Origin of the sequence: Pedobacter chitinilyticus (genome assembly GCF_003313385.1) — a bacterium.
GTDB classification, from domain to species: domain Bacteria; phylum Bacteroidota; class Bacteroidia; order Sphingobacteriales; family Sphingobacteriaceae; genus Pedobacter; species Pedobacter chitinilyticus.
In genome coordinates, this window is record NZ_QMHN01000004.1 from 244,287 (window position 1) to 270,056 (window position 25,770).

19 protein-coding genes are annotated in these 25,770 nt (G+C 38.6%); 8 read left to right on the top strand and 11 right to left on the bottom strand.

All coding sequences use genetic code 11. The annotated features are described in order from the left end of the window. Positions 1-185: 185 nt before the first annotated feature. Complete coding sequence (carB, locus tag DUT70_RS13845; protein ID WP_113647939.1) at positions 186-3,083, bottom strand: carbamoyl-phosphate synthase large subunit; 2,898 nt, start codon at positions 3,081-3,083, stop codon at positions 186-188. 321 nt (positions 3,084-3,404) lie between these two features. On the opposite strand from carB, the gene DUT70_RS13850 reads away from it, so the two are divergent. The 3 genes from DUT70_RS13850 to DUT70_RS13860 all read left to right on the top strand — a co-directional run bounded on the left by DUT70_RS13850 (position 3,405) and on the right by DUT70_RS13860 (position 6,407). Continuing rightward, positions 3,405-4,724, top strand: a complete 1,320-nt coding sequence (locus tag DUT70_RS13850; RefSeq protein WP_113647940.1) for a PQQ-dependent sugar dehydrogenase — start codon at positions 3,405-3,407, stop codon at positions 4,722-4,724. A 545-nt stretch (positions 4,725-5,269) separates the two neighbouring features. After that, positions 5,270-5,887: a nicotinamide riboside transporter PnuC gene (gene pnuC, locus DUT70_RS13855; protein WP_113647941.1), complete on the top strand. Its 618-nt coding sequence runs from the start codon at positions 5,270-5,272 to the stop codon at positions 5,885-5,887. Next, entirely contained in the window at positions 5,871-6,407 is a 537-nt protein-coding gene (locus tag DUT70_RS13860; RefSeq protein ID WP_113647942.1) for an AAA family ATPase, read from the top strand. The genes pnuC and DUT70_RS13860 overlap by 17 nt, the downstream gene beginning before the upstream one ends. Positions 6,408-6,515: 108 nt before the next feature. Here the strand turns inward: DUT70_RS13860 and DUT70_RS13865 are convergent, their stop codons facing one another. The 8 genes from DUT70_RS13865 to DUT70_RS13900 form a co-directional block, all read right to left on the bottom strand. Continuing rightward, entirely contained in the window at positions 6,516-7,808 is a 1,293-nt protein-coding gene (locus tag DUT70_RS13865; RefSeq protein WP_113647943.1) for an inorganic phosphate transporter, read from the bottom strand. 7 nt (positions 7,809-7,815) lie between these two features. Further along, positions 7,816-8,457: a DUF47 domain-containing protein gene (locus tag DUT70_RS13870; protein WP_138722375.1), complete on the bottom strand. Its 642-nt coding sequence runs from the start codon at positions 8,455-8,457 to the stop codon at positions 7,816-7,818. Between the two features lie 146 nt (positions 8,458-8,603). Continuing rightward, entirely contained in the window at positions 8,604-9,656 is a 1,053-nt protein-coding gene (locus DUT70_RS13875; RefSeq protein WP_113647944.1) for a sensor histidine kinase, read from the bottom strand. 46 nt (positions 9,657-9,702) lie between these two features. Beyond that, positions 9,703-10,458 (bottom strand): TIGR03915 family putative DNA repair protein, encoded by a 756-nt coding sequence (locus tag DUT70_RS13880; protein ID WP_113647945.1) that lies wholly within the window; start codon positions 10,456-10,458, stop codon positions 9,703-9,705. Positions 10,459-10,603: 145 nt separating this feature from the next. Further along, positions 10,604-11,860: a putative DNA modification/repair radical SAM protein gene (locus DUT70_RS13885; RefSeq protein WP_113647946.1), complete on the bottom strand. Its 1,257-nt coding sequence runs from the start codon at positions 11,858-11,860 to the stop codon at positions 10,604-10,606. A gap of 48 nt (positions 11,861-11,908) precedes the next feature. Continuing rightward, positions 11,909-12,556, bottom strand: a complete 648-nt coding sequence (locus tag DUT70_RS13890) for an HD domain-containing protein (protein ID WP_113647947.1) — start codon at positions 12,554-12,556, stop codon at positions 11,909-11,911. A 146-nt stretch (positions 12,557-12,702) separates the two neighbouring features. After that, the gene (locus DUT70_RS13895) at positions 12,703-12,936 is read right to left on the bottom strand and encodes a helix-turn-helix domain-containing protein (protein WP_113647948.1); all 234 of its coding nucleotides are present in this window, start codon (positions 12,934-12,936) and stop codon (positions 12,703-12,705) included. A gap of 113 nt (positions 12,937-13,049) precedes the next feature. Next, positions 13,050-14,237, bottom strand: a complete 1,188-nt coding sequence (locus DUT70_RS13900; RefSeq protein WP_113647949.1) for a THUMP domain-containing class I SAM-dependent RNA methyltransferase — start codon at positions 14,235-14,237, stop codon at positions 13,050-13,052. Positions 14,238-14,306: 69 nt separating this feature from the next. On the opposite strand from DUT70_RS13900, the gene DUT70_RS13905 reads away from it, so the two are divergent. The 3 genes from DUT70_RS13905 (at position 14,307) to DUT70_RS13915 (ending at position 17,476) form a co-directional block, all read left to right on the top strand. Then, positions 14,307-14,678, top strand: a complete 372-nt coding sequence (locus DUT70_RS13905) for a DUF3127 domain-containing protein (RefSeq protein ID WP_113648167.1) — start codon at positions 14,307-14,309, stop codon at positions 14,676-14,678. Between the two features lie 250 nt (positions 14,679-14,928). After that, a complete protein-coding gene (locus tag DUT70_RS13910) occupies positions 14,929-16,779 on the top strand; it encodes a sensor histidine kinase (RefSeq protein ID WP_113647950.1) in 1,851 nt (616 codons plus the stop codon). A gap of 1 nt (position 16,780) precedes the next feature. Next, positions 16,781-17,476 (top strand): response regulator transcription factor, encoded by a 696-nt coding sequence (locus DUT70_RS13915; protein WP_113647951.1) that lies wholly within the window; start codon positions 16,781-16,783, stop codon positions 17,474-17,476. A 124-nt stretch (positions 17,477-17,600) separates the two neighbouring features. Here DUT70_RS13915 and DUT70_RS13920 read toward each other — a convergent pair whose 3' ends face one another. Both DUT70_RS13920 and DUT70_RS13925 read right to left on the bottom strand, forming a co-directional pair. After that, a complete protein-coding gene (locus tag DUT70_RS13920; protein ID WP_113647952.1) occupies positions 17,601-18,386 on the bottom strand; it encodes a GLPGLI family protein in 786 nt (261 codons plus the stop codon). A 16-nt stretch (positions 18,387-18,402) separates the two neighbouring features. Continuing rightward, positions 18,403-21,183 carry an outer membrane beta-barrel family protein gene (locus DUT70_RS13925; protein ID WP_113647953.1) on the bottom strand — a complete coding sequence of 927 codons (2,781 nt, stop codon included), beginning with the start codon at positions 21,181-21,183 and terminating at the stop codon, positions 18,403-18,405. A gap of 134 nt (positions 21,184-21,317) precedes the next feature. On the opposite strand from DUT70_RS13925, the gene DUT70_RS13930 reads away from it, so the two are divergent. Together DUT70_RS13930 and DUT70_RS13935 are read left to right on the top strand one after the other, a co-directional pair. Further along, on the top strand, positions 21,318-23,144 hold the full coding sequence (locus DUT70_RS13930) for a DUF4153 domain-containing protein (RefSeq protein ID WP_113647954.1): 1,827 nt from the start codon (positions 21,318-21,320) through the stop codon (positions 23,142-23,144). Between the two features lies 1 nt (position 23,145). Continuing rightward, on the top strand, positions 23,146-25,437 hold the full coding sequence (locus DUT70_RS13935) for a helix-turn-helix domain-containing protein (RefSeq protein ID WP_113647955.1): 2,292 nt from the start codon (positions 23,146-23,148) through the stop codon (positions 25,435-25,437). Positions 25,438-25,770 lie beyond the last annotated feature (333 nt).

A 25,770-nucleotide genomic window follows, 5' to 3' on the forward strand; every position in this document is an offset into this window, starting at 1 on the left:
GACAAGTTGTCGAAGGATAAAAAAGATAAAGCGGAAAGCAGGACTGCCCGTAAATCATTTTGCTGTATGTGCGCTTCGAAAAAATCGATTCTTCGCTGCGCTCTGAATGACATTGTAAAAAAAGTCCCTTAACTTAATGCTAAGGGACTTAAATCTTTTCAGACTTTCGGTCTTACTGACTATTTCTATTTAGACAAATACATCGATTTATCTTTCACTAGCTTCAAGAAATAAGGGTCTTCCAAATCTTTGATGAAACGGATGGCTTCACCTGTAGATTTCATTTCTGGGCCTAATTCTTTAGTGATCTCTGGAAATTTATTATGAGAGAAAACAGGTTCTTTAATTGCAAATCCCTTAAGCTTACGTTCGATGTTAAAATCTTTCAATTTATTTACGCCTAACATTACTCTAGCCGCAATGTTAATGTAAGGCACATCGTAAGCTTTAGCGATGAAAGGCACTGTACGAGAAGCACGTGGATTGGCTTCAATGACATATACTTTATCATCTTTAACTGCAAATTGGATGTTCAATAAACCAATTACATTTAGCGCTTTAGCAATTTTTTTCGAGTAATTTTCCATGTCGGCAATTACCTTGTCAGACAAGCTGAATGGAGGCAATACCGCACTTGAGTCGCCCGAGTGAATCCCTGCAGGTTCAATGTGCTCCATTAAACCAACAATGTGCACATCTTCGCCATCGCAAATCGAGTCAGACTCAGTTTCTTCTGCTCTGTCCAAGAAATGGTCAATCAATACACGGTTTCCTGGTAAATCACCTAGTAATTTAACTACGGCTTTTTCTAAGTCTTCGTCGTTAATGACAATGCTCATGCCTTGTCCGCCTAATACATAACTAGGACGAACCAATACTGGATAACCTACTTCGTTAGCTACTTTAATGGCCTCTTCAGCGTTTTCAGCAACTCCGTATCTTGGATATGGAATGTCTAGTTCTTTCAATAAGTCAGAGAAACTACCACGATCTTCAGCTATATCCATGTTCTCGTAAGAAGTACCAATGATGCGGATGTTGTTCTCGTGAAGTTTTTCAGCCATTTTTAAGGCCGTTTGACCACCCAACTGAACAATTACCCCAACTGGGTTTTCCAAATCGATGATTTCACGTACGTGCTCCCAGAAAACAGGCTCGAAATATAATTTATCGGCCATGTTAAAGTCTGTACTTACCGTTTCAGGGTTACAGTTAATCATGATGGCTTCGAAACCACTTTCTTTCGCTGCTAACAAGCCGTGTACACAAGAGTAATCAAATTCAATCCCTTGACCGATACGGTTAGGTCCAGAACCTAATACAATGACTTTTTTCCTGTCAGAAACAATTGATTCGTTAGTACCTAGCTCATCTCCGTCCGATAAAACTTCGCCAGTTACCAAAGAGATTTGTTGTGGCGCTTCTTCAAAAGTAGAGTAGAAATATGGTGTTTGTGCAGCAAACTCGGCAGCACAAGTATCTACCATTTTATAAGCTCTTCTGATGTTCAGTTCCTTGCGACGGTTGTATACATCGTCTTCGGTTACATTGCCTAAAATGAAGGCAATTTGAATATCAGAGAAACCTTTTTGTTTAAGGTTGAAGAAGAAATCTCTAGGGATATTATTTAGTGAGTAGCGTTTTAATTCAGTTTCTAAAGCCACTAACTCTTGAATTTGGTTTAAGAACCACTTATCAATTTTGGTTACCTTGCGGATAGACTCCAATGGTACACCCATGCTCATGGCATCTTTGATCAAGAACACACGGTTCCAGCTTGGATGCTGTAAGCCATGCATAATTTCTTCGATATCACGTTTTTGACGACCATCTGAACCAATTCCAGCGCGGCCAATCTCTAAACTTTGACAAGCTTTTTGCAAAGCTTCGATAAAGTTACGACCGATACCCATTACTTCACCTACAGCTTTCATTTGTAAGCCCAGCTCCATGTTGGCACCTTTAAACTTGTCGAAGTTAAAGCGAGGGATTTTTACAATCACGTAATCTAAAGTTGGCTCGAAGTAAGCTGAAGTAGTTTTCGTGATTTGGTTTTCGATTTCATCTAAGTTGTACCCGATAGCCAATTTAGCAGCAATTTTCGCAATTGGATATCCAGTTGCCTTACTAGCTAAAGCTGATGAACGTGATACACGAGGGTTGATCTCGATGGCGATGATGTCGTCGTTTTCAGGATTTACCGAGAATTGTACGTTACAGCCACCTGCAAAGTTGCCAATGGCACGCATCATTTTGATTGCCTGATTACGCATTTCTTGGTAGCAACGATCTGATAAGGTCATTGCTGGCGCCACCGTAATCGAGTCACCAGTGTGGATACCCATTGGGTCAAAGTTTTCGATAGAGCAGATGATAATTACGTTATCATTGCTATCTCTCAATAACTCTAACTCATATTCTTTCCAGCCTAAAACCGCTTGCTCTACCAAAACCTCATGGGTTGGCGAAGCTTCTAAGCCACGTTTAAGGGCTGCGTCAAAATCTTCTTTTTTATGTACGAAACCACCACCGTAACCTCCAAGTGTATACGAAGGGCGAATTACTAGCGGGAAGCCAATTTCTTGCGCTGCTTCTTTGCCTTCTAAAAACGAATTGGCAATTTTAGAAGTAGCCACACCAACGCCTATATCAACCATTAATTGGCGGAAAGACTCTCTGTTTTCGGTTTTATCGATAGCGGCAACGTCTACCCCGATAATCCTAACATTGTGTTTCTTCCACAAACCTCTTTCTTCTGCATCTACGCAAAGGTTCAATGCTGTTTGTCCGCCCATAGTTGGTAAAACCGCATCAATAGTAGGTAAGTTAGGATTGTTTTTGTGTTCCGTTAAAATCTCGTCAATCGATTCGAGGGTTAGAGGTTTTAAATAAACATGGTCACCAATTACCTTGTCGGTCATAATGGTAGCCGGGTTAGAGTTGATAATCGAAACTTTTACTCCTTCTTCTTTTAAAGAAAGTGCGGCTTGTGAACCAGAATAATCAAATTCGCAGGCTTGTCCAATAATAATAGGTCCAGATCCGATAATCAATACTGAATTGATGGAAGTGTCTTTAGGCATGTGGGATTTTTAAAAAAGTCTAAAGTGATAGTCTAAATTGACCGATAGCTGGGAGAATTCCTCTGCTATGAAACGAAAATCCCAACATCTCTGTCGGGATGCAAAGATACAATTTGCTGATCAATTTTTGGGCGATTATTTTAAAATATATTGAGATACCCAAATGACGCAGAATAAGCCATTTGATGGGCGGTATTTTGAATGCTTTAAAAAGGTTTTGTTGGCAGGTGGCGTATGCTTTCTTTGTGTAACCAGCTGGTTTAGTGAAAACAACTTTATCACTTGGCTGTTTAAATAGGCAGTGCTAAAAAAACTAAAGATATGAGAACAAAATCCCTATTCCTTCTAATTCTTTCTGCCTCGCTGTTTGCGGCCTGTAACAGTTCAAATAAAAAAACTGAAACCGCTGATACGGTACATGCGGCCACGGAGATAGATACCTTGAATCTGCCAGCGCCAGATACTACCGCTTCAAAAAATAATTTCAGTAAAGTAATCGACTGGCCTGCCAATAAAATACCTCAGGCACCAGAGGGCTTTGTGGTAAGCAAATTTGCAAATCAAATGAAAAGCCCGCGAAATATTGTGATTGCACCTAATGGAGATATTTTAGTCGCTTTGTCTAACTCTGAACGTAGTGTAGCAGAGCAAGTGGTCAATAAAATTTCAGGAAAAGCTAAATCCGAAGTTTCTGGGAAAAGTGTAAATACGATTTTGCTATTTAGAGATAGTAATCAGGATGGAGTGCCAGAAGTTAAAACCACGTTTTTAACAGGGCTTAACCAACCTTATGGAATGGCCTTTATTGAGAATTCCTTTTATGTGGCCAATACGGATGGGCTTTGGGTTTTTCCATATAAATCTGGAGACACTAAAATTACTGGAGTGGGTAAAAAGATCGTAGACTTGCCTGCTGGTGGCTATAATAACCATTGGACAAGAAACCTTTTAGTGAGCAAGAACAAGGATAAAATTTATATCTCGGTGGGGTCTGGTAGTAATGTGGGAGAGAACGGAATGGAACACGAAGTAAGGAGAGCAGCCATTTTGGAAGTAAATCCCGATGGAACAGGCGAACGTATTTTCGCCAGTGGATTACGTAATCCTGTAGGAATGGATTGGGCGCCTACCACCAATATGTTATGGACTGCCGTGAACGAACGTGATGGTTTAGGCGATGATTTAGTCCCTGACTATATCACCAGTGTTAAACAAGGGGCTTTTTATGGTTGGCCTTACGCTTATTTTGGACAGCACGAAGATCCTAGATTAAAAGGCGCTAATCCAGAATTGGTGAAGAAAACAATTGTACCTGACGTTGCGGTAGGTTCGCATACGGCTTCTCTTGGATTGGCTTTTTATACGAATAACAAGTTCCCTGTAAAATATCATGGCGGTGCTTTTATCGGACAACACGGTTCGTGGAACCGTTCGAAATTTAGTGGCTATAAAGTAGCCTTTGTGCCCTTTAAGGATGGTAAGCCAACTGGACCTTTGCAGGATTTTTTAACAGGATTTATTGCTGATGGGAATAAAAGTGAGGTTTACGGTAGGCCTGTAGGTGTCGCTGTTGCTCCCGACGGGGCACTTTTAGTGGCAGATGATGTAAGCGGTATCATTTGGCGAGTGGCCGTGAAATAGAACAATATTCTTGTATGTTTTATAATACACTGTCCGTTTTATAGGGCTATATGTCAGTCTCTGTCAAACAAACAATGTTAAACTGGCAGTGGACAAAAAAATGATCTTTTAAAAGTTTGAAAAAATAAAAATGCTATAGTGTGCTTTAAACACGATGTGCTACGTTTGAAGGTCATGTTAGCGTCATGAAATAGGTGATTTTTAAAGATTGGCAAAAATGTTGTAATAAAAGGAAACAAATAGAGTTTTATAATTGTTGTTGAAACAGATTGATGATTAAGACAGCAATATAAATTGAAAATTTGATCTAAAGCATCCTCGCAAGAGGGTATTCTTCATAAATAGTTTGTTTGGTTTATTTTCCGGTAGGGGTTGTTCCCTACCGGAATTCTTTTTTATAGACCTTTTGGTTTTTTACTTTGCAACAGATGCACAGATTTTTATTTTTAACAAGTTAAATACTAGTATCTGTTAGGTTGGACAAAATATGCAAGAAAAATCTGTGCATTTGTGGCGAAAAGATAACTTACCTATATATTTGATTAATGTTAATCCTCGAAGCCAATTTTTGGCAGCAATTGCTTCAACAGTTTCAGCACACCTCATGGCTTGAGTGGCTTGGGTTTGTAAGTACAATAGCCTGCATTTATTTGGCAGCTAGGGAAAATATATGGAACTGGCCAATTTCTATCTTGAGTATTGTGATTAGCGCCATCCTTTTTTTTGAAAGCCATCTGTTTGGCGATTTTGCCCTACAGTTTTATTTTCTTTTCACCGCATTTTACGGTTGGTGGTTTTGGTTGAAGAAAAAGAAGGAAGACACCAAGCCAGTAGTGAGCATTGGATGGAGACACTGGATTTATGCCATTTTGTCTATAATGGTTCTTACGGTGGTATTGGGTTATTTTTTAGATCGCTATACACCTACTAACGTGCCTTACGAGGATGGCTTTTGCACTGCAATGAGTTTCGTGGCGCAAATTATGCTCACGCGAAAGATCCTAGAGAATTGGATTTTGTGGATTGTGGTTGATATTTGTTACATACCCTTATTAATTTATAAAGAGCTTAATCTCTATGCCGTATTATACGCTATTTTAGTCATTATAGCTTTGAATGGGTATTTAGATTGGAGAAAGACTTATCGTGAACAAGCAAATTAAAAAAGTGGCCATTGTTGGCCCCGAAAGCACTGGAAAATCTACTATTTCGTTGCAATTGGCTAAATACTATCAAGTACCATGGGTACCAGAATATGCTCGTTATTATTGTGAGGCATTAACGGAGCCCTGCACTTTGCAAGATGAAGTGAATATGTTTCATGGACAGCTAGCCCTTGAAGAGTCTGTTTTGGCAATGACCGAAACAGATTTTGTGATATGTGATACAACGTTTTTAACAGTAAAGATTTGGAGTGATGCCTTTTTTGGACATACGCCACAAATTGTATTGGATGCCCTTAAAAATCGTCCTTACGACTTTTATATTCTGTTAGATATTGATTTGCCTTGGCAAGATGATCCTTTGAGAGATTTCCCGAACCAACGGGAACATTTTATGGAAGTTTGGCACAAGGAACTTAAGGCATTGGGTGCTAAATATGCTGTGGTATCTGGTATAGGAGAGCGGCGCTTCAAGCATGCTGTTGAAGCGATTGATGAGTTTTTGCTGGGCACTATGTAAAAATTTTCGTCATTGCGAGGCATGAAGATGCAATGACATAATGCGTAAGGTTTAAAAAACAAAGGCGGCTATCATACAATAGCCGCCTTGTTATGTTGTTTTATGCTGTTAGATAAACAGGCTTAAAATGTAATACAAGATTGCCGCCAAAGCTGCAGATACAGGAATGGTTAAAACCCAAGCCCAAACAAGCTTAACGGTAACACCCCATTTTACTGCAGAAGTTCCTTTGGTTAAACCAGAACCAATGATAGAACCAGTAATGGTGTGCGTGGTACTTACAGGGATTTTCAAGTGCTCAGTAAAGTAAAGTGTTAATGCACCTGCAGTTTCTGCAGTTACACCTTCAAATGGCGTTACTTTAGTGATTTTAGAACCCATTGTTTTTACGATTTTCCATCCACCGCTTAAAGTTCCTATTGAAATAGCTGTATAACAGGCTAATGGAATCCATGGTGGCATATGTGCCGCTATTTCGTCGCCATTGGCATCTTTAGACGGCAATACCACGTGTAACCAGTCTGGCATACTGCTCATAGAAACACCACTTTGGTGTACATAAACCAATACCGCTGCCGCAATAATCCCCATTACTTTTTGCGAATCGTTACCACCGTGGCCCAAACTGAACGCCGCAGAAGATAATAATTGCATTTTTCTAAGCCATTTAGTTGATTGGTGATGACTTAAGAAACTGAAGATTAAACAAAACGAGCTAATGGTAAGTACAATAAAGGCAACTAAGAACCATTTGATGTTATGCGATTCAAATACGACACTCCAGAAATGAGATTCAAAACGAGGTTTATGAATCTTATCGTATGGGATCATTTGGAGATATACAAAAACTACGGTGGCAATCATCAAACCAAGCGTAAAAAGCTTTGGTCCAATGCTCTTTTTGGCCGAATGTAAAAGCCAGACAGAAATACAGTAGGAAACAATGGCGCCAATTAATGGAGCTAGGACAATAAACCCTACAATCACCAAAACGCCTGTTGGCATTTCGCCTGCTTTACCTTCTTTGTACCAATTTACTACGTCTAAGCCCGCATGAGCTACAGCAGCACCCGCAAAACCACCAATTAAAGTGTGAGATGAACTAGAAGGTATGCCGAACCACCAAGTTAATAAATTCCAAATAATGGCCGCAATAACCCCCGCTAGAATTACCGTAAGGTTAATTTCCATGGTATTGGCTGTTTTTGCAACGGTATCGGCAACGCCGAAACCAAATACCCAGTAGGCCAAGAAATTAAAAAAAGCAGCCCATACTACAGCTTGAAAAGGTGTAAGCACCTTTGTAGCTACGATGGTTGCAATTGCATTAGCAGCATCGTGAAAACCATTGATGTAATCAAAGATGAGGGCTAAAACAATAATTAAGAGAAGTATGGTCATAATGGTCTTATGCGTTTTTAACCAAGATAGATTCTAGCACGTTGGCCGCATCTTCACATTTATCAGTCGCAATTTCTAAGGTTTGTAACACCTCTTTTTGCTTAATTAATTCTATCGCATTGGTTTCAAACTCGAACAAACGAGCAATGGCAAGGTTACAAGTATAATCTGCTTGGTTTTCCGCACTGTTGATTCTCACGCAAGCATCTGCAATTACCCTGATGTTTTTAAAGCTTCTCAATTCTTTGATCGCTTTTTCAAGGTCACCACACATTTCAACCAATAACTCGGCAAGTTTTACCATTGGCTCGCCAATGTTAGTCACGTTGTAAAGTTCAATGTTTCCTGCTGATGCATGGATATAATCTGCAATATCGTCGATAGCACTCGCCAATGAGTGGATGTCTTCTCTATCAAAAGGAGTGATAAAGTTTTTGCTCAACTCAATAAAGATCGTGTGCGTAATGTCGTCACCTACGTGCTCCAAACGTTCAACCTCTTTAATGGCTTCTTTTCTTTTTTCGATGTCGTCGGTAGTTACTACTACTAAAAGTGCTTCTGCAATTTTCCTAACGTTACTTCCTGCTTGTTCAAACAATGGCTGGAACTTTTTGTCTTTAGGGGTAAAGAAGCTGAATATATTGCTCATACTTATTTTAAATATGATGCAAAAGTAAAACCGCAATGTTAAGTTAATGTTAACTTTGGCGACAATTTTACTTGATTGTTAAGTGATAACGGATTGTAGCCTAATAAAATGGCCTCCATTAATCTTAAAGAAGGATATGCGGCGAATTATTTTTTACCGTAGTTCAACAAAGGTTCGTTGTTTTTTTGAAGCGTAAAAGCAAAAGTGGTCCCAATGCTTGGCGTACTACGTACCGAAATAGTTTGTTGGTGAGCTTCTAAGATGTGTTTTACAATGGCTAAACCTAATCCAGTTCCACCTTCTTTTCTAGAACGGTGAGAGTCTATCCTGTAAAAACGTTCAAATAAGCGAGGAAGATGTTTTTCCTCAATGCCCATTCCGTCGTCGGTTACCTCTATTAAATATTGATCGTGAAGCTCAAAGATTTTGATTGAGGTGGAGCCATTCTCTTTGCCGTACTTGATGGAATTCTGAATAAGGTTGATTAACACCTGTCTAATTTTCTCCCTATCGGCGTACACCATTGTAGGGGTAGTGTATTTGTCTTTAAAGATGAATTTGGTTTTGTTATCGGCAGCTTTGTCTTCCAAAATGTCAAGAACTTCCTTAATTAAGGGAACAATATCAAAGCGAACATAGTTGATTGGAATTTCTCCCGTTTCTAGTTTGGAAATTGAATCTAAATCTTTGATGAGATAGCTTAAACGTTCAATATTGTTTTCGGCTTTCTTTAAAAACTTTACAGCCATCTCTGGATCATCTGAAATACAATCTTGAAGCGTTTCTATATAACCCTGTATAGCAAACAAAGGCGTTTTAAATTCATGCGATACATTGGAAAGAAATTCTCTTCTAAATTGTTCCTGCTTTTTTAACAATTCAATTTCTTTCTTTTTGGCGCCTGCCCATTCCTCTACTTCTTGTTGTACATCATTAATAGGATCCGAACTCACATATTCTCCAAGGGCTTCTTTCAAATCCTTACCAAGCTTTAGGTTGTGAATCAACTTATAAATAAGCTTAATTTTGCTGTAGATGTATTTTTCAAGTAAATAGTAGAATACCAAAAAACTGGTTCCGAAGGAAATTCCGAACGAAATCAGCAGGTAGTACCAGCTTCCCTGAAAATGGTAGTTCACTAAGCCAATAGACAAGCCCACGGCCAATGCTGTAATTAAAACCAGTACGCTAAATTTCATATGGCTAAATTACAGCTAATAAGTTAAGATAATGTTAACACACTGGCTATAATTTTTCTGTTAGATATTTCCAATAGCGTTTGGGTACATGTTGGGTATGCAGTTTGGTGTTTTTTCTTGCTACAATATTCGTGCTTTTAAAATAGTTCTTCCATAAATCTGCATATAGATTTTCCTTTTCATCTAGCAGATTTTGGTTTGTTTTTTTTAGCAGGCTGATGTCTATATCCATTTCAATTTCTTCTACGGTTTGGAGGTCGTAAAAAATGCCATAGTGTCTTTTTAGATCGTAAATGATCCATTGTTGGTCGGCGTAACGGTTTTTAAAATGATTAACTAGTAATGGGATCACATTAAAGTCGGGATCTATACCGCAGTAAAACATTCCATCGGCAGTTTTCTGGAAGCGTATAAAAGCCTCCATCCTGTGCTTTTCCCGTTCTACCTTTCTGGCCGTTTGCGTAATGCTTAACACTTGCGGATGCCCATAATTTTGCTCGGCACCGCTGGGACTTTGGAAAATATAGATGATGAACTGAAAAAGATCGTGGTGGATTTGCGGGAGTTCGGAGAGATAGGAACAATAAGCTCTGCGCATCCAAGCCCTATCCAATTTCTTGGCCATGCCTTTCCACACCCTGTCTGCTTTTTCCCTGTCGGTTAACACTTCAAAGCTGGGCATGAAAGCATCTGGCTGATGGATTTCCTTGGATTTCAATATTGCTGGTCCAGGTTTTCGCTCAAACCATTCAAATACTGCGGTGAGTAGGCCTTCTAAAGTTCCATCGAAAATGTAAATCATAGTTTTAAATAATATTATAAACCATCTAAGACACCTAAGTACATTTTAGACAATCCCCTTAAATGCTCTTAAATGTCTAAGGTGGTAATAGAGCGGGGTAGGTCAAAAACCTTAATGTCCCTTTATGCCTTAATGTTAAACATCATTAAAAAAGTAAAAGCTGCTCATTAGGTGTCTTCAAATACTTGCTCTGGCTTTCGGCTAAAATAAATCCCTTAATTTGGTGCGACTGAAAATCTTTTAACTGAAAAGGGGTATCGGCGCAGGTTATAAAGTGTTTAGCCCTGTTGTAGGCAATGCCGATTTTTTTCAACTGATGGATATAAAGTTTTCCAAATTTGCGAGCTTGTATAATTTTTTGTGCAGAGCCAACACCAATACCTGGAATGCGTAAAATCATCTGATAATCGGCAGTATTAATGTCAATAGGGAATAAGTGCATGTTGCGTAAAGCCCAGCTTAATTTTGGATCGATATCGGTATCTAAGTGTGGGTTGTTGTCATTTAGCAACTCTTTTACATCAAATCCATAAAAGCGCATGAGCCAATCCGTTTGGTATAACCTGTTCTCCCGTAAAAGTGGTGGTTGTGAGCCCAAAATAGGCATTCGGCTATCATTGCTAATAGGGATATAACCAGAATAATAAACTCGTTTTAAGGAAAAGCTCTTATAAAAATTGGCAGCGGTATACATAATGTCCTTATCTGTTTCTGGAGTAGCGCCCACCACCATTTGGGTGCTTTGCCCTGCAGGAACGAATTTAGGCACGCTCTTGATCAGTTTCTTTTCCTCTTTAAATTGTACAATCTGGTTTTTGATAAAACCCAAAGGCTTGATCACATCTTGATGGCTTTTTTCTGGTGCCAAAAGCTTTAGACCTACTTCGGTGGGCATCTCCAAGTTAATACTCATTCTATCTACATAAAGTCCAGCTTCTGTAATTAGTTCGTCGCTAGCTCCAGGGATTGTTTTTAGATGGATGTAGCCATTGTAGTTTTCTTCAAGTCTTAATTTCTTCACTACCCTAAGCAATCGCTCCATGGTAAAATCAGCATTCTTAAAAATTCCAGAACTTAAAAATAGCCCTTCAATGTAATTCCTCCGATAGAAATTCATGGTCAGTTCCACCACTTCGTCTACCGTAAAAGCTGCACGTTCAATATCATTGCTGCGCCTCGAAACGCAGTAGGCACAATCGAAGATACAATGATTGGTAAGGAGTATTTTTAATAGAGATACACAGCGGCCATCTTCGGTATAGGTATGGCAAATACCCGATTGATGTCCGTTACCAACACCTTTATTGGTGTTTTTTCTATCGCTACCGCTTGATGAGCAAGATACATCGTACTTTGCGGCATCGGCCAGTATATTGAGTTTTTGAATTAACCTTTCAGACATGACTAGCTATTTTACTAACAAATATAGTAAAATAGCTAATATTTTTAGTTATTTTTTGCCTTCCCACTCTGAATAGAACTGCTCCAGATAGGTCACCATAAATTGATGTCTTTGTTCGGCCATTGCTTTACCTGTTTCTGTCTTCATCAAATCTTTTAGCAACAGCAGTTTTTCGTAGAAATGGTTGATGGTGGGAGAGGTGGTGTTTTTATACTGCTCTTTGTTCATCTGTAGGTTAGGTTTGATTTCGGGATTGTACAACACCCTATTCTTAAAACCTCCGTAAGTAAATGCTCTAGCAATACCAATGGCGCCAATGGCATCTAATCTGTCGGCATCCTGAACTACATCTAATTCTTTAGAGAAGTACGAAATTTCGCCAAAGCTAGCTTTAAAAGAAAGGTTTTTGATGATCAATTTTACTTCCTCAATAATTTTGGGCTCAAGGCCAATGCTTGCTAAGAAATCACCTGCTTTCTGGGGGCCAATTTCTTCATCGCCACCATTAAACTTACTATCGGCAATGTCATGTAAAAGTGCAGCCAAGGCTACAATTAATTCATCTGCCTGCTCGGTACTATTAATGTGCTTTGCTGTTTTATACACACGTTCAATATGGAACCAGTCGTGGCCAGCTTCGGCATCGGCAAGGGTGTTTTTAACAAAGTTGATGGTAAGGTCTAAAATCTGTTGCATATATGCTAAAGTAAGGGTTAACTTTTAGCTTCTTTAACTACAGCTTGTGAAAAAAAATCACATAAAGATAAATGACTGACTGCTAAATAAAAAGAAATGCTCAATGTAATGATGAACACTGAGCATTTTGTTTGGTTCGGCAAATACTAGTAAGCACGCCTTGAAGCCAATAGCTCTAGGGTGTCTACTTCAAGCAGTTTGGCAATGAGGAAAAGTCGATCGAGGCTGATTTTACTGTAACCCAATTCAATTTTGCTGTAGGCATTTTGGGAAATTCCGATTTTAGAAGCTAATTCTTGTTGCGAAATTTTTTTAAACTCGCGAACTTTCCTGATTCTTTTAGCGATGCGGTGCATCTCTTTTTTGTATTTTTCATTCATGGGGCAGATAGTTAGTTGGGGATAAATCTATGCAAATATTTTACAGTTTGCAAGTTTATTCCCTAGTAATCATCTGGTTACAACTTTTTTGTTTATGAAAAATAGAGGTTTTTTTATCGGTTTGGGCGCTCATTTTCAGGCCTTCTACTGCCATCGTAAAGCTCATATTCTAGCATTCTACAATCTAGTTTTCCATTGTAAAATTCTATCTTTTTATCGGCCTTTAAACCGATTTTTTTTGCTAAATCAGGATTGCCTGTAAAAATGTACCCGTGGTAACCTTTACAATCTGTTTTCATGAAATCGCCCATACGTTTGTAGGTGAGCTCCAATTTACTATGGGTGCCTAATCTTTCGCCATATTCGGGATTAAAAACAACGACTCCTTTTTGTCCTTCAGGCACAGTAGTTTCAGCAAAATCTCCCACCTCAAATTGGATAAGTTGATCGACACCTGCAGTTTTTGCATTTTTCCTGCTCACATCAACAGCATCTTCAGAAAGGTCTGAAGCAATGATTTGTAGATCTACATTTTTAATCACCTGATCTTTTAGGATCCGTCTTTCCTGAAAAAATACTTCTTCATCATAGCCAATGATGTGCATAAAACCATAATTCATCCTATACAAGCCTGGGCGACGGTTGGTGGCTAATAAAGCAGCTTCGATAGCTAATGTGCCTGAACCGCACATTGGGTTAACGAAAGGCGATTTTCTATCCCATTTGGTCGCCATGATCACACTTGTAGCCAAAGCTTCTAACATAGGCGCTTTTCCTGGGATTTTTCGATAGCCGTGCTTACTCAATGTCTCTCCGCTAGTATCAATAAATATAGTGGCATCCGCATCTTTCCAATACAAATGAATTACAGTTTTATTAGCATCAGCACCGCTATTTGGACGAATGCCTTTTTTTGATTTAATGCGGTCTACAATGGCATCCTTTACCTTTAGATTGGCAAAAAGCGGAGTCGTAATAAAAGGATTATCAACATTTGACGTCACTGAAAAATAGCCCGAAAAATCAATGAGTTCTTCCCAAGCAATATCTACTAAAGTTTGGTAAAGTTCTTCAGGGTTTTTGGCCTCGAAACTCTTTAAACTATATAGAATTTGACTTGCACAACGCAGATTGAGATTAAGTTTTATACACTCAGTAAGGGTAATGTTAAGCTCTACACCAGTAGAAAAGGCTCTTTCAATGGTATAGCCCAGTTCCTCTACTTCTGTTTGGAGGTAGGATGATAGTCTTTTATTACAGGTGATAATTACCTTGCTCTTGGTGTGGAAAACTTGTGTCATATGATTTGCGAAGTTATCAATAAAAATATAGAGATTTGGATGGAAGAAGAGAAATATATTAGTATTGATATGGAAATTAAAGGGAAGGTACACGAAATTGGTGCCATACAGCAGGTGAGCGAAACGTTTAAGAAACGTGATTTAATTGTAGAATACGCAGAAAATCCGACTTATCCGGAATATATTAGATTTGAGGCGTTACAAGATAAAACAGCTTTATTTGATAGCTTAAAGCCTGGAGATGAGATTGAGGTTTCGTTCAATTTACGTGGTCGTCCGTGGACTAACAAAGATGGTGTTACTTCGTATTTTAACAGTTTGGTAGTATGGCGTCTTACTGCATTAACAGGCACTGCTCCTGCAGCTGGTGATGCACCGCAATATGCTGCTCCAGTTGACGTAAATACCGCTGCTGGTGAGGATGACGATTTGCCTTTTTAATATCGCTTTTTAAGAAAACAATGATAATTAGAAGCCGCTTGGATAACCAAGTGGCTTTTTTCATGCTCTTTTAAAACTTAACGTTGTAACAAAAGCTTGCGTCTTTTATGCTGCTGTTGTTAGGTTGAGTTTGCTTTTGAGGCTGTTAATCGCTGAAAATGAGCTTTTATTGAGCCCGATTTTACTGTTAAAAAGTGTTAAAGGGTAGTGGTGTTTATTAAAGTGTTCGTTAACTTTGAATTGAAACGGCATGAAAAAGAGGAGCCTTTGGATAATTACCGCACTAATGACCTTTGCGTTGTTAGGTGTTTTTGTAATGCAGATGTATTACGTTAGGGAATCTTATAACCTTAAATCACAGCTTTTTGAGCAGGATGTAAATCAAGCACTAAGTGCCGTGGTTAATAAGATACAGAAGAAGAATGTCATTCGACATATCAACCAAAAAGATATAGAATTTCAGGAATTGGAGGTAAGTAATATCCGTAGTAAAACGGATAGTATTGTTGCGTTTAAAGAACGGTATAAGGAAAATAAGGCTCGTAGGCGAATGAAACTGCAGCAACAGATTTTGCAGTATTTAAATGAACAGGATAGCATTATCCATAGTAATTACGTTAAGCCTCAAATTATAAGTCAGGAAGATTATGCAATTCTGTCTAATCCAAATCCAAACAACAAAAACACCCTAAATTATAAAATAGATGAGTTTAGAACGCCCGATGGCATAGTCCTTAGTCGTAAACTTTCGTCTAATTACGAACGAAAACGACCAATTATTAGGTTGGATAAACTACCTGATTCAATTATTTACCTCGCTCTTAGCCCAGCTGACTTAAGACCGCAGTTCATTATTTTACCTACGATGGACCCAGACTTAAAAACTAAGTTTGAACTAGAGGACGTAAAGGCGGAGCATCGATATAAAATGGAACTTGAGCGGCTTTATGCTGATACCGTTACACTAGTGGGCAACAATGGCCGTAATGTAATGCTATTGCAAGATGTAGCCAAGGAGATGGCCAATAAGAATATTCCTTTGGAAGAAAGAATCCCGAGCCAAGAGACTGTAGATACGTTGATCAAACGAGAACTGCTCAGCAAGAATATTAATTTAGATTATAACTATTGGGTAACGCCTTCCAAAAATACCGATAAGGTCATTTATCAAAATGTATCCTTACAAGAGGCAGAAATATTGCCCAAAAATACCTTCAGTAAAATCATTTTCAGTAATGATTTGATGATTAAAGATCCAGGAATGTTGTACGTGAGTTTCCCTAATAAAAACTCATTAATTTTTAACAACATGTTTGTCACCCTTATTTCTTCTGTAGGCTTATTGTTGGTGTTGGTTTTCATTTTTGCTTATACCATTTACGCCATCATCAGACAGAAAAAAATCACGGAGATGAAGACGGACTTTATCAATAACATGACCCACGAGTTTAAAACGCCAGTGGCTACCATCATGATTGCCAGCGAAGCTTTAAAAGACCCTGATTTGAATGCGGATAAAGCGAGGATCAACCGTTTAGCGGGTATTATTTACGACGAAAACGTACGATTGGGTAACCATATTGAACGGGTATTAAATGTTGCTAAATTGGAGAAGAAGGAACTGAAGTTGGAGCGCCAACCAGTGGCTGTAAACGAGCTCATTTCTTTGGTGGTAGATAGTATGAGCCTTCAATTGCAGAAGAAGGACGCCGAGGTTACTTTGGCATTGGATGCAGAGAAGGATGTGTTGATTGGTGATGAACTACATTTGTCTAATGTGATTTATAACCTGATCGACAATGCCAACAAATACAGTCCGTCAAATCCTAAAATTACCATTAAAACCAGAAACCACGCAAACGGCATTGACATAGAAATAAGCGACGAAGGTATTGGAATGACCAAAGAGCAAACCAAACGTATCTTTGATCAGTTTTATAGAGTACCTACAGGCAATTTACATGATGTAAAGGGCTTTGGCTTGGGCTTAAGCTACGTAAATGATATTGTTGCTCAAATGAATGGAAGCATCAAAGTGAATAGTGAGAAGGATAAAGGAACGACGTTTACCATCCATATACCATTTAAATTAAACAATTGATATGAAGAAGATACTTTTGGTTGAAGACGACCCGAACTTAGGGTTGTTATTGCAGGACTACCTACAGATTAAAGGCAATTTTGAAGTGGTGCTGTGCACTGATGGTGACGAAGGATATAAAGCTTTTGGCAAGGATGATTTTGACCTTTGTATACTGGATGTGATGATGCCTAAAAAGGATGGATTCACTTTAGGAAAGGAAATAAGAAAAGCCAATGAGCATGTGCCTATCATTTTCGCTACGGCCAAATCGATGATGGAAGACAAGTCGCTGGCTTATGATTTAGGTGGGGACGATTATATTACCAAGCCTTTCAGGATAGAGGAACTTTTACTTCGTATCAATGCACTTTTAAAGAGAGCATCTTTGAAACAAAATGTAGCACAAGAAGAGGCACCAAGTCAGTTTGAAATTGGTAGCTATCGTTTTGACTATACTACTCAAATTATCCATTTTAATGGTGGACAGCAAAAGTTATCTACTAAAGAGGCTGAATTGTTACGCTTGTTGTGCTTAAAGAAAAATGGTGTGCTTACCAGAGAAGAAGCGTTGCTTAGCATTTGGCATGATGATAATTATTTTAACGGGCGCAGTATGGATGTGTTTTTGAGCAAGCTTCGCAAGTACTTGAAAGAAGATCCAAAGGTGGAAATTATCAATGTTCACGGAAAAGGATATAAACTGGTAGTGAACTAATAATGCACAGTTAACGGTGTAGTGAGCTCATCGTTTTCGTTAACAAGTGTAGAAATAAAAAATCGGTTAACCGCTGCTTATCAACAGTTAACCGATTTTTCAGTTTAAACAGTTAAACTAATCTTTACATCATCGCCCACTTAAAAGTTTGGTAGGCCGATTTTCCCCAGCCTTTTAAAGCTCCTTTTAAAATATCGTACAATTGTTTTTGGTTAACTGGTTTGCCTTTGGTAGGGATTTTTATCTTATCTGGGCTAACCGCTTCGTCAGTTACCGAAGTGGCAAACCACGTCACATGGTCATGTGGAAGTGCCAAACCTAATATCATTCCCGGTAAACCGCTAAACGATTCTGGACCTCCGCTAACGGCTATTTCTTCGCTGTAAAAAGCCACTACATATACTGAATCCATCACCAGTGCATTTGCCCTTCGGCAGTTATAGCCTGCAATATTTCTGAACTCATCTGTAATCTTCCAGTTGATTTTCCTAATGCTATCACTCAAAAGATAAGTTTCTTCGTAGATTTTCTTTTGTGTTTTGCTAGTCCCTGCATTCAAATCACTTAAAATAGAATTGGCTTGTTGAAATTCAATCATGTTAGCAAACCAGTTATTTGACACGGGAGTATTCTCTTCGATAGGTATAAACGCGGTAGTTTGATTGTTAAACGATAGTTTACTTTTTTGTATTTTAAACTGTGGATTGTTCTTTTGGTAGCTTTCCAGTGCTTGAGTACTGAAGGCATTGTCTTCTCCCCATGACTTAAGTTGTTGCTTGATTAAGGCATAAGCGTTTACGCGTTTTTCGTATTCAATAGTGCCCTGTGTAACAAAACGGGCATGTTGTGCGCTGCTGCTTAGCACAAAAAAAGTGAAGGAAGCGGCAATGATATATTTTAGTGTTTTCATGTGTCTGTAGGTTAAATTAGTTTGTTTTTGGAGCTCCACCCATCTTGTTAAAATCCCATATTAGCGAGAACATGAAATAACGACTGATGTTATTGTAGCTGGTTTGGGTGATTGAGTTGGTTGAAGCAGACCTTGAGAAACCAACGTTTTGTTTCAGAATGTCGTTGGCGCTAAACATTAATTTCAAGCTTTCTTCTTTAAAAAATGCCTTCGTTACTGCAGCATTGATTACGAAACGTTCAAAGCTATTATCAAATGAAGCAGAACTAGGTTGGTAGGTATATTCAGCATCAGATCTAATGGTGATTTTTTTAGGTAGTTTAAAACTTAAATCCATGTAACCATTGTAGCCCCAACCTTTGTTATTGGTCTGTTTTTGTAAAGAGGCTTCTTGTACAAAATATCTAGGACCAAAAGACATATAAAATTGATTTTTGTCTCCGTAGCTGCTTAAGTTTAAGGAAGGACTAATGCTTTGGTTGTCAGTAGTGTTTAAATTGCCATTTACGTAATTATAAGAACGAGACCCATTTCCACCTAGGTTTAAGCCTGCATTTATATTGCCCAGAAAAGCAAACTTCCTTGAATAACCCACATAAGCATTATAGTTATACGGTAATTTATCTTCCAAGTTCACTGTTCTGTACGTAGTTTTACCGCCGTCGTCAGTGGTGTTATTGCTCACAATTTGATTGTTGGTGAAATTGAAGCCTCCACTTACGTAGAAATTTCGACTTGTAAGTACCTTGTAAGTATTATATCTAATGTTGAATCGGTTATTGTAAGCAGGTTTTAACTGGTCGTTACCTTCCACAATGTTCAATGGGTCGTCGTTGGTTCTTACAGGTTGTAATTGGTTTACACTAGGCTGTGTATTTGAACCATTATAGTTAATGCTGAAAGACTTTTGAGCCGAAAACTTGTACTGATAGGAGGCTTGAGGTAGCCAGTTGGTGAAATTCCTTTTTAACCTCTGATTGCTGTAAACCTCTGTTTGGTCGAAGTTGATAAAGCTGGTTTTAGTACCCAAGTTAATTACTGTTTTCCCTTTTTTGTAGTTGAAAATAGCACCTACTTGATTCAGTAATTGGTCGGCTTCAAAGTTATTGCTAAACTCGCTGTTGAACTGATCGTAAACGCCAGGAGTAGAAGCATCGTAAGTTATCCTATCTGCTTTATTAATGGTGTAGGTTAAACCATAGTTGGCCACTAAACTAAGCGATTTACTTAGCGGCTCGGTAAATGTAACATTGGATGACAAGCGATTTGTTAAAATGCTATTGTCTTTCAATTGGTCAATTTTTTCGGTGCTTGTTAAATCTTCATTTTCGTCGAAGAAATTGTTGATGGATTTCAAAAATCCGTCACTATTAGATTTGTTGTAAGCTTGGCTTAAATTAATCGAAAAATTACGCCCGGCTTTTTTCAGTTTTTTTGTGTAAAAAGCACTTAGGTTAAATACTTGTTGCTTGGTTTTATTATCGGTTTTTCTGTCCGCTGTGTTTAATAAAGAATTGTCACCTCTTCTACCCACTGAATTATCGATAACGTCACTTTCTGAATTTTTCAAAGTCCCATCAATGGTTACTTTTAAGTTAGAAGTTGTATCCAATTTAATGTTATAGGTAGCATCAATTTTCTGCCTAAACATATCGTTTTCAGTATTAGCAGTGCTATTGGTATTAAAGATAGCGTCAGGAAGGTTACGTTGGTTGATGGTGTTTTTATTGATTTTCACGTTAAGAGAACCTGCCTTGTAGTTGGTGTTAATGCTTTCTTTATCGTTGTTCCACTTGTTTTCGTAGTGTACACCTCCATTGTGGGCAATAGGAATACCTTCTCCCCAATAACGACCACCACCATCAAGTTCGTCACTGCTCGACATGAAGATCATCCCGTCGTCAGTCACTTCCATATTGCCGCTACTTCCATATTTGTTAGCATCATCCCATCCAAGGCCAGTTTTTCCTGTATTACTTGAAGTGAAATAACCAGCTATCTTCTCTTTTTTCTTAAACTTGTTAAACATGGCCTGTACCTGATAAAAATCATCTGTACCATAACCCGCATCAATTTTACCAAAGTAGCCTTGTTTTTTGTCCTCTTTCAGCACAATATTTAAGGTTTGTTTCTTTTGGCCGTCATCAACGCCAGTAAAGGCAGCTTGGTCACTTGATTTCTCAAATAATTGCACCTTGTCAACCATATCAGCTCGTAGGTTTTTGGTCACCAAAGTAGGGTCATCGCCAAAAAACTCTTCACCGTCAACCAATACCTTTTCTACCGTTTTACCTTGAGCAGTAATTTTACCCTGCGCATCAACCGTTACCCCTGGGAATTTTTTTAATAAGTCCTCTACTCGGTCGTTTGGCTGTATTTTATATGCAGAAGCATTAAACTCAGTGGTATCACCTTTAATCTTGATGGCTGCCGCTTGTCCTTTAATGATCACTTCATTCAGCAATTTGGCTTTGGTTTTCATATCGATTACTTTAAAATCGAAAGATTTATTGGCCGAATCTAAACTGAATTTATTCACAAAATCAGCATATTCTGGATAGGTAATTAATAGGATAAAGTTCCCATTTTTCATGTTTTGAAAACTGAAATTGCCATCCGCATTAGCTCTAGTGAACTTATACAGGGTTGAATCTTTTGCGTTTAAAACACTAACGGTTGCATTGTGAAGCTTTGCATTTGAAGAAAGGTCTGCAGCAACGCCTTTAATAGAATTTGTTTGTGAACGAGCTACGGAGAATGTCAGTATCAGCGCTAGTAGGAGTAACGTTCTTTTCATGTTAATTGTTTGGTGTGCTACTAAAGTATGAACTAAAAAAATAGTTTACAACTTAAAACGCTATTTTTAACATTTTTTAAGATAGTTGCAGGAGTTAGCTATCTTAGAGTGAATGATTTTAATCCTTAAAGCTTATGAAATTACCTTCGATAGGTGTGCTTTGGCAAAACTTTAAAAGCGTTGTTGTTCGTTTCCCCTTACAAGTGCTCGTTGCTTTGGTAGCTACAGGATTGTGGTATTATCTTGCTGGTCGTGGGGTCAAGATGGATTTGAACCAAAATCTGCTCAAGCTATTGCTTCTTTGTAATTTGGGCTTGACCTTACTGTTGGCATTGGATACTTATGCAGAGAGTCACTCTTTAAATTTAAGGTCCAAATGGATCATGCGGGCATCAGGATTAGCGTTCCTAGCCGCTTTGTACTTTCTCATAGACCCTGTTAAGTATTTGACAGATGTTTTTAGGATGGCACTTTTTGCTTTTGCCTTTCACTTGCTGGTGGCCTTTGCGCCTTTCATTAAACGGGGGAATTTGAATGGTTTTTGGCAGTACAATAAAACCTTGTTTTTAAGATTTCTGATATCGGCATTTTATGCTGCAGTGCTTTATGCTGGTTTGGCCATTGCGTTATTTGCTATTGATGGTTTGTTTAATGTTACCATTCATTCAGAAGTCTATCTCAGACTTTTTATTGTGCTGAGCGCTGGTTTCACAACTGTTTTCTTTTTAGCGGGAGTGCCCATCAATTTTCAAGAGCTAGATGAGGAGCAGAGCTATCCAAAAGGATTAAAAATATTTACGCAATACGTTCTGATTCCTTTAATGACCATTTACTTGGCCATATTGTTAGTGTATGAAGTTAAAATAGCCATCAACTGGGAATTGCCCAAAGGATTGGTATCTACGCTGATTTTGGGCTATGCGGTATTTGGTGTGCTGTCGTTACTTTTAATTTATCCCATTAAGGAGAAAGACGGTAATGGTTGGATTAAACTATTTTCCCGTTTCTTTTACCTCATGATGATTCCGTTAATTGTATTGCTCATTTTGGCTGTAATTAAGCGAGTAGGTAATTATGGAATTACAGAATCGAGGTATATTTTAATCATTTTAGCCGCTTGGCTTACAGGTATTACGGGCTATTTTCTATTCAGCAAAAAGCAAAATATTAAAGTAATTCCTGTTAGTTTGTTTGCTCTGGCTATACTGTCTATTTATGGACCTCAAAGTGCTTTTTCTATTTCGAAAGTTTCCCAAGCGGCTAGGCTTAAAAAATTGATAGCGAGCAAAAATGCGGTCGATAAAGAAGAAATTCCTGCGGTGGTACGTTACTTAGTAGATAGGCATGGCCTTGCTTCGTTACAAGGTTTTACCTCTGCAAATCTCAAAGAGGTGGAAGAAAAGATTTACGTTAAAGCGAAAAAGAACAAATCACGGAGTTACGAGATAGATAATGAGAAGATTGATACTGCTTTTGCACTTTTAAAGGTAAAAGACATTGATAATTCTGTTTGGTCTAAATATATGACCTTTAACAGTGCCGATGGTGTGGTTAATTTGCAGGGATATGAAGTGATGATTGATTTGAATGACTATTTGCAGCAGCCAAGTATTTTTAATGGCGACAAGTTTGAAGTTGAAAAAGGAGAAAGGGAAGAGGTCAAAGCACATCATAAGCGTAAAGTGGAAAAATTAACGCTAAAAATTTCAGGTAAAGAAGAAGTGTTATTTAATGTAGATAGTTTAGCTAGGGATTTAGTATTAAAACACGATCAGCAACCTTTTGCAAAAGCAGGGCATGAAACCTTCACGGTGCCATCTGCTTTGTTGCAGCTTCCACAGAAAACCCGAAAATATAATTTTACTTTTGTGGTAAGAAATCTTAGCGGAAATTACCAGAAGAATGAGAAATCTTTTAATTGGCTAAATTTCAACGGCTACCTATTGATAAAAAAGAATTGATTTGGAAGAAAACGAACATCTACAACAACCTGCCGAACTTGCCGCTAGATTTATTAACCATACTTCGAGGCATATTTTTCTTACTGGAAAAGCAGGTACTGGAAAAACAACCTTTTTAAGGAATATCATTGCCAAAACGCACAAACGGGCAGTAATTGTGGCACCTACGGGTATTGCGGCCATTAACGCATCAGGGGTAACCATTCATTCACTTTTTCAATTGCCCTTTGGTGCTTTCGTGCCACGTATTGTACCTGGCCAAATTTTGCCATCGGGTGTGCCTTACAACACCCCTAAAAGTTTGGTGAGGCATTTGAGCATGAACGCCATTAAGCGACGTATTTTGTTAGATATGGAGCTTTTGGTAATTGATGAAGTGAGTATGCTCCGTGCCGATTTGTTAGATGCCATCGATTTCGTGCTGCGTTTTGTGAGAAAGAATAACCATCACTTTGGTGGGGTGCAGATGCTTTTTATTGGCGATTTATATCAACTTCCGCCAGTGGTTAAAAATCAGGAACAGGAGCTGTTGAGTAAATTTTATCAAAGTCCTTTTTTCTTCGATGCCCTGAGCTTAAAGCCCAATCCGCCAATTTACATCGAGTTGGAGAAAATCTACCGTCAGTCTGACCAGGTTTTTGTGGATTTGCTCAATAATCTGCGCAATAACATTACCACCGAGCAGGACATCGCTTTGCTAAAGCAACATTATCAGGCCAACTTTAAACCTGACCTCAACGATAATTACATTACCCTTACTACCCATAATAGCAAGGCAGATGCCATGAATCGTAGCAGCTTGAATGAGCTGAAAGGCAAATCGTATTTCTACCAAGCTACTATTGATAAGGAATTTGCAGAAAGTGCCTACCCCATTGAAAAAACTTTGGAACTAAAAGTAGGTGCGCAAGTGATGTTTGTTAAAAATGACCCAAAGGGAGAACAGCGATTCTTCAACGGGAAACTTGCCGTAGTGAGCAAATTGGGAGATGATTTTATTGAGGTACTGCCCGAAGGGAACAAATATCCCATCGTGATTGAACAGTACGCTTGGAAAAATATTAGATATACCACCAACAAGCACACCAACGAAATAGAAGAGGAGGAAATAGGAACCTTTACGCAATATCCATTAAAGCTGGCTTGGGCCATCACGGTGCACAAAAGCCAGGGATTAACTTTTGACAGGGCTATTGTGGATATTGGCGATGCTTTTGCTCCAGGACAAATTTATGTGGCGCTATCGCGATTACGTTCTTTGGATGGATTGATATTGACTTCCAACCTTAATAGCAGAGGCTTAAAAGCTGACCAAAACGTGGCCTACTATTCCCGCACCAAAGACCAACAGGAAAGCCTCCATAGCCAGATTACCAAAGAAGCCGAGCTGTTTTTGAAACAATTATTGGTACAGGCTTTTGATTTTACCCTATTGGATAATTTTGTTTATGAACATGTATTCAGTTACAGTAAAGATGAAAAACGTTCGATAAAGCAAACTCATTTATCTTGGGCCGTAAAGCTACAACAAGAGTTGATGGCTGCTAAAGTGCATGCCGATAAGTTTTTGAAACAGATTGATAAGTGGATCCAGTCAGGTCAAACGTCTGATTTATCGCACATGATTGAACGTTCCACTGCCGCTGGAAACTATTTTAGCCCTATTTTAGTTGCGCAAAGTGCGGCTGTATTTGAGCACATAGAAACCGTAAAGCAGCAAAAACAAACCAAAGAATATTTGTATGAACTGATAGATTTGGAGGCGATGTTTTATGAGCAGTTTAAGAAAATTGTACGGGCAAATGCCATGTTAAAAGCCAAAGCAAATAATGAGGATATTGGTAAGGATGACCTTAATGAATTATACGGTTTGGCTAAAAGGGAAGAGCAAATGCGCAGAGCTTACAGTTTGCCTAATAAAGAGGAACTGGAAAGGGCAGGAGATGAGCAAAAACCTCGTAGCAAAAAGAAAGTAGTTAAGGAAAAACAGCCCAAGGTAGATACCAAAGAAGTGACCTTGGCTTTATTTAAAGAAGGTAAAACTCCAACTGAAATTGCATTGGAGCGAAAAATGACGAGAGGAACGATTGAAGGGCATTTGGCGCATTACATTGTGAAGCAAGAAATCAGTGCGGATAAGGTAATCTCTAAACAGAAACTAGAGGTTTTATTAAACGCGATCAGAGATTTAAAAAGTGTAAAACTTAATGAAATCCGTGACCATGTTGGTAAAGCTTATGATTTTGGAGAAATTAAAATTGCCATTGCGGCTTTCATGGCGGAAGGGGAGTAGCCTTAATCGTCATTTCGCTGCATAGCCTGCCGCGACTCTTAGGGGGACCGCGTCATTTCGACGATAGGAGAAATCTAGCAATATAATAGTTTAGTCTTTAGATTTAACTACGTTGATTTTCAATTCTCTCTCGAATCTTGCTGGACTTCGCTGCGGCCGAAATGACGAAATTCTTAAAGACTTACGAAGTTTTTAAAACTTCGTAAGTCTGGCCTGCATCAATCTAGCACATCCAAAGATTTAACTTCGTTGAGCTTCGGTTCTCCATTATGCTGCGCTTCAGTCGAAATGACGCGGTGCCAAGCATAAATAATATGTAGAAAACAAAAAAGC

Bases quoted from the DNA above. Each gene is read 5' to 3' on its own strand.
- DUT70_RS13870 (WP_138722375.1), bottom strand. From the start codon at position 8,457: ATGAGCAATATATTCAGCTTCTTTACCCCTAAAGACAAAAAGTTCCAG.
- DUT70_RS13850 (WP_113647940.1), top strand. From the start codon at position 3,405: ATGAGAACAAAATCCCTATTCCTTCTAATTCTTTCTGCCTCGCTGTTT.
- DUT70_RS13885 (WP_113647946.1), bottom strand. From the start codon at position 11,860: ATGTCTGAAAGGTTAATTCAAAAACTCAATATACTGGCCGATGCCGCA.
- DUT70_RS13910 (WP_113647950.1), top strand. From the start codon at position 14,929: ATGAAAAAGAGGAGCCTTTGGATAATTACCGCACTAATGACCTTTGCG.
- DUT70_RS13880 (WP_113647945.1), bottom strand. From the start codon at position 10,458: ATGATTTACATTTTCGATGGAACTTTAGAAGGCCTACTCACCGCAGTA.
- DUT70_RS13875 (WP_113647944.1), bottom strand. From the start codon at position 9,656: ATGAAATTTAGCGTACTGGTTTTAATTACAGCATTGGCCGTGGGCTTG.
- pnuC (WP_113647941.1), top strand. From the start codon at position 5,270: ATGTTAATCCTCGAAGCCAATTTTTGGCAGCAATTGCTTCAACAGTTT.
- DUT70_RS13895 (WP_113647948.1), bottom strand. From the start codon at position 12,936: ATGAATGAAAAATACAAAAAAGAGATGCACCGCATCGCTAAAAGAATC.
- DUT70_RS13900 (WP_113647949.1), bottom strand. From the start codon at position 14,237: ATGACACAAGTTTTCCACACCAAGAGCAAGGTAATTATCACCTGTAAT.
- DUT70_RS13890 (WP_113647947.1), bottom strand. From the start codon at position 12,556: ATGCAACAGATTTTAGACCTTACCATCAACTTTGTTAAAAACACCCTT.
- DUT70_RS13865 (WP_113647943.1), bottom strand. From the start codon at position 7,808: ATGACCATACTTCTCTTAATTATTGTTTTAGCCCTCATCTTTGATTAC.
- carB (WP_113647939.1), bottom strand. From the start codon at position 3,083: ATGCCTAAAGACACTTCCATCAATTCAGTATTGATTATCGGATCTGGA.
- DUT70_RS13925 (WP_113647953.1), bottom strand. From the start codon at position 21,183: ATGAAAAGAACGTTACTCCTACTAGCGCTGATACTGACATTCTCCGTA.
- DUT70_RS13920 (WP_113647952.1), bottom strand. From the start codon at position 18,386: ATGAAAACACTAAAATATATCATTGCCGCTTCCTTCACTTTTTTTGTG.
- DUT70_RS13905 (WP_113648167.1), top strand. From the start codon at position 14,307: ATGGAAATTAAAGGGAAGGTACACGAAATTGGTGCCATACAGCAGGTG.
- DUT70_RS13930 (WP_113647954.1), top strand. From the start codon at position 21,318: ATGAAATTACCTTCGATAGGTGTGCTTTGGCAAAACTTTAAAAGCGTT.
- DUT70_RS13915 (WP_113647951.1), top strand. From the start codon at position 16,781: ATGAAGAAGATACTTTTGGTTGAAGACGACCCGAACTTAGGGTTGTTA.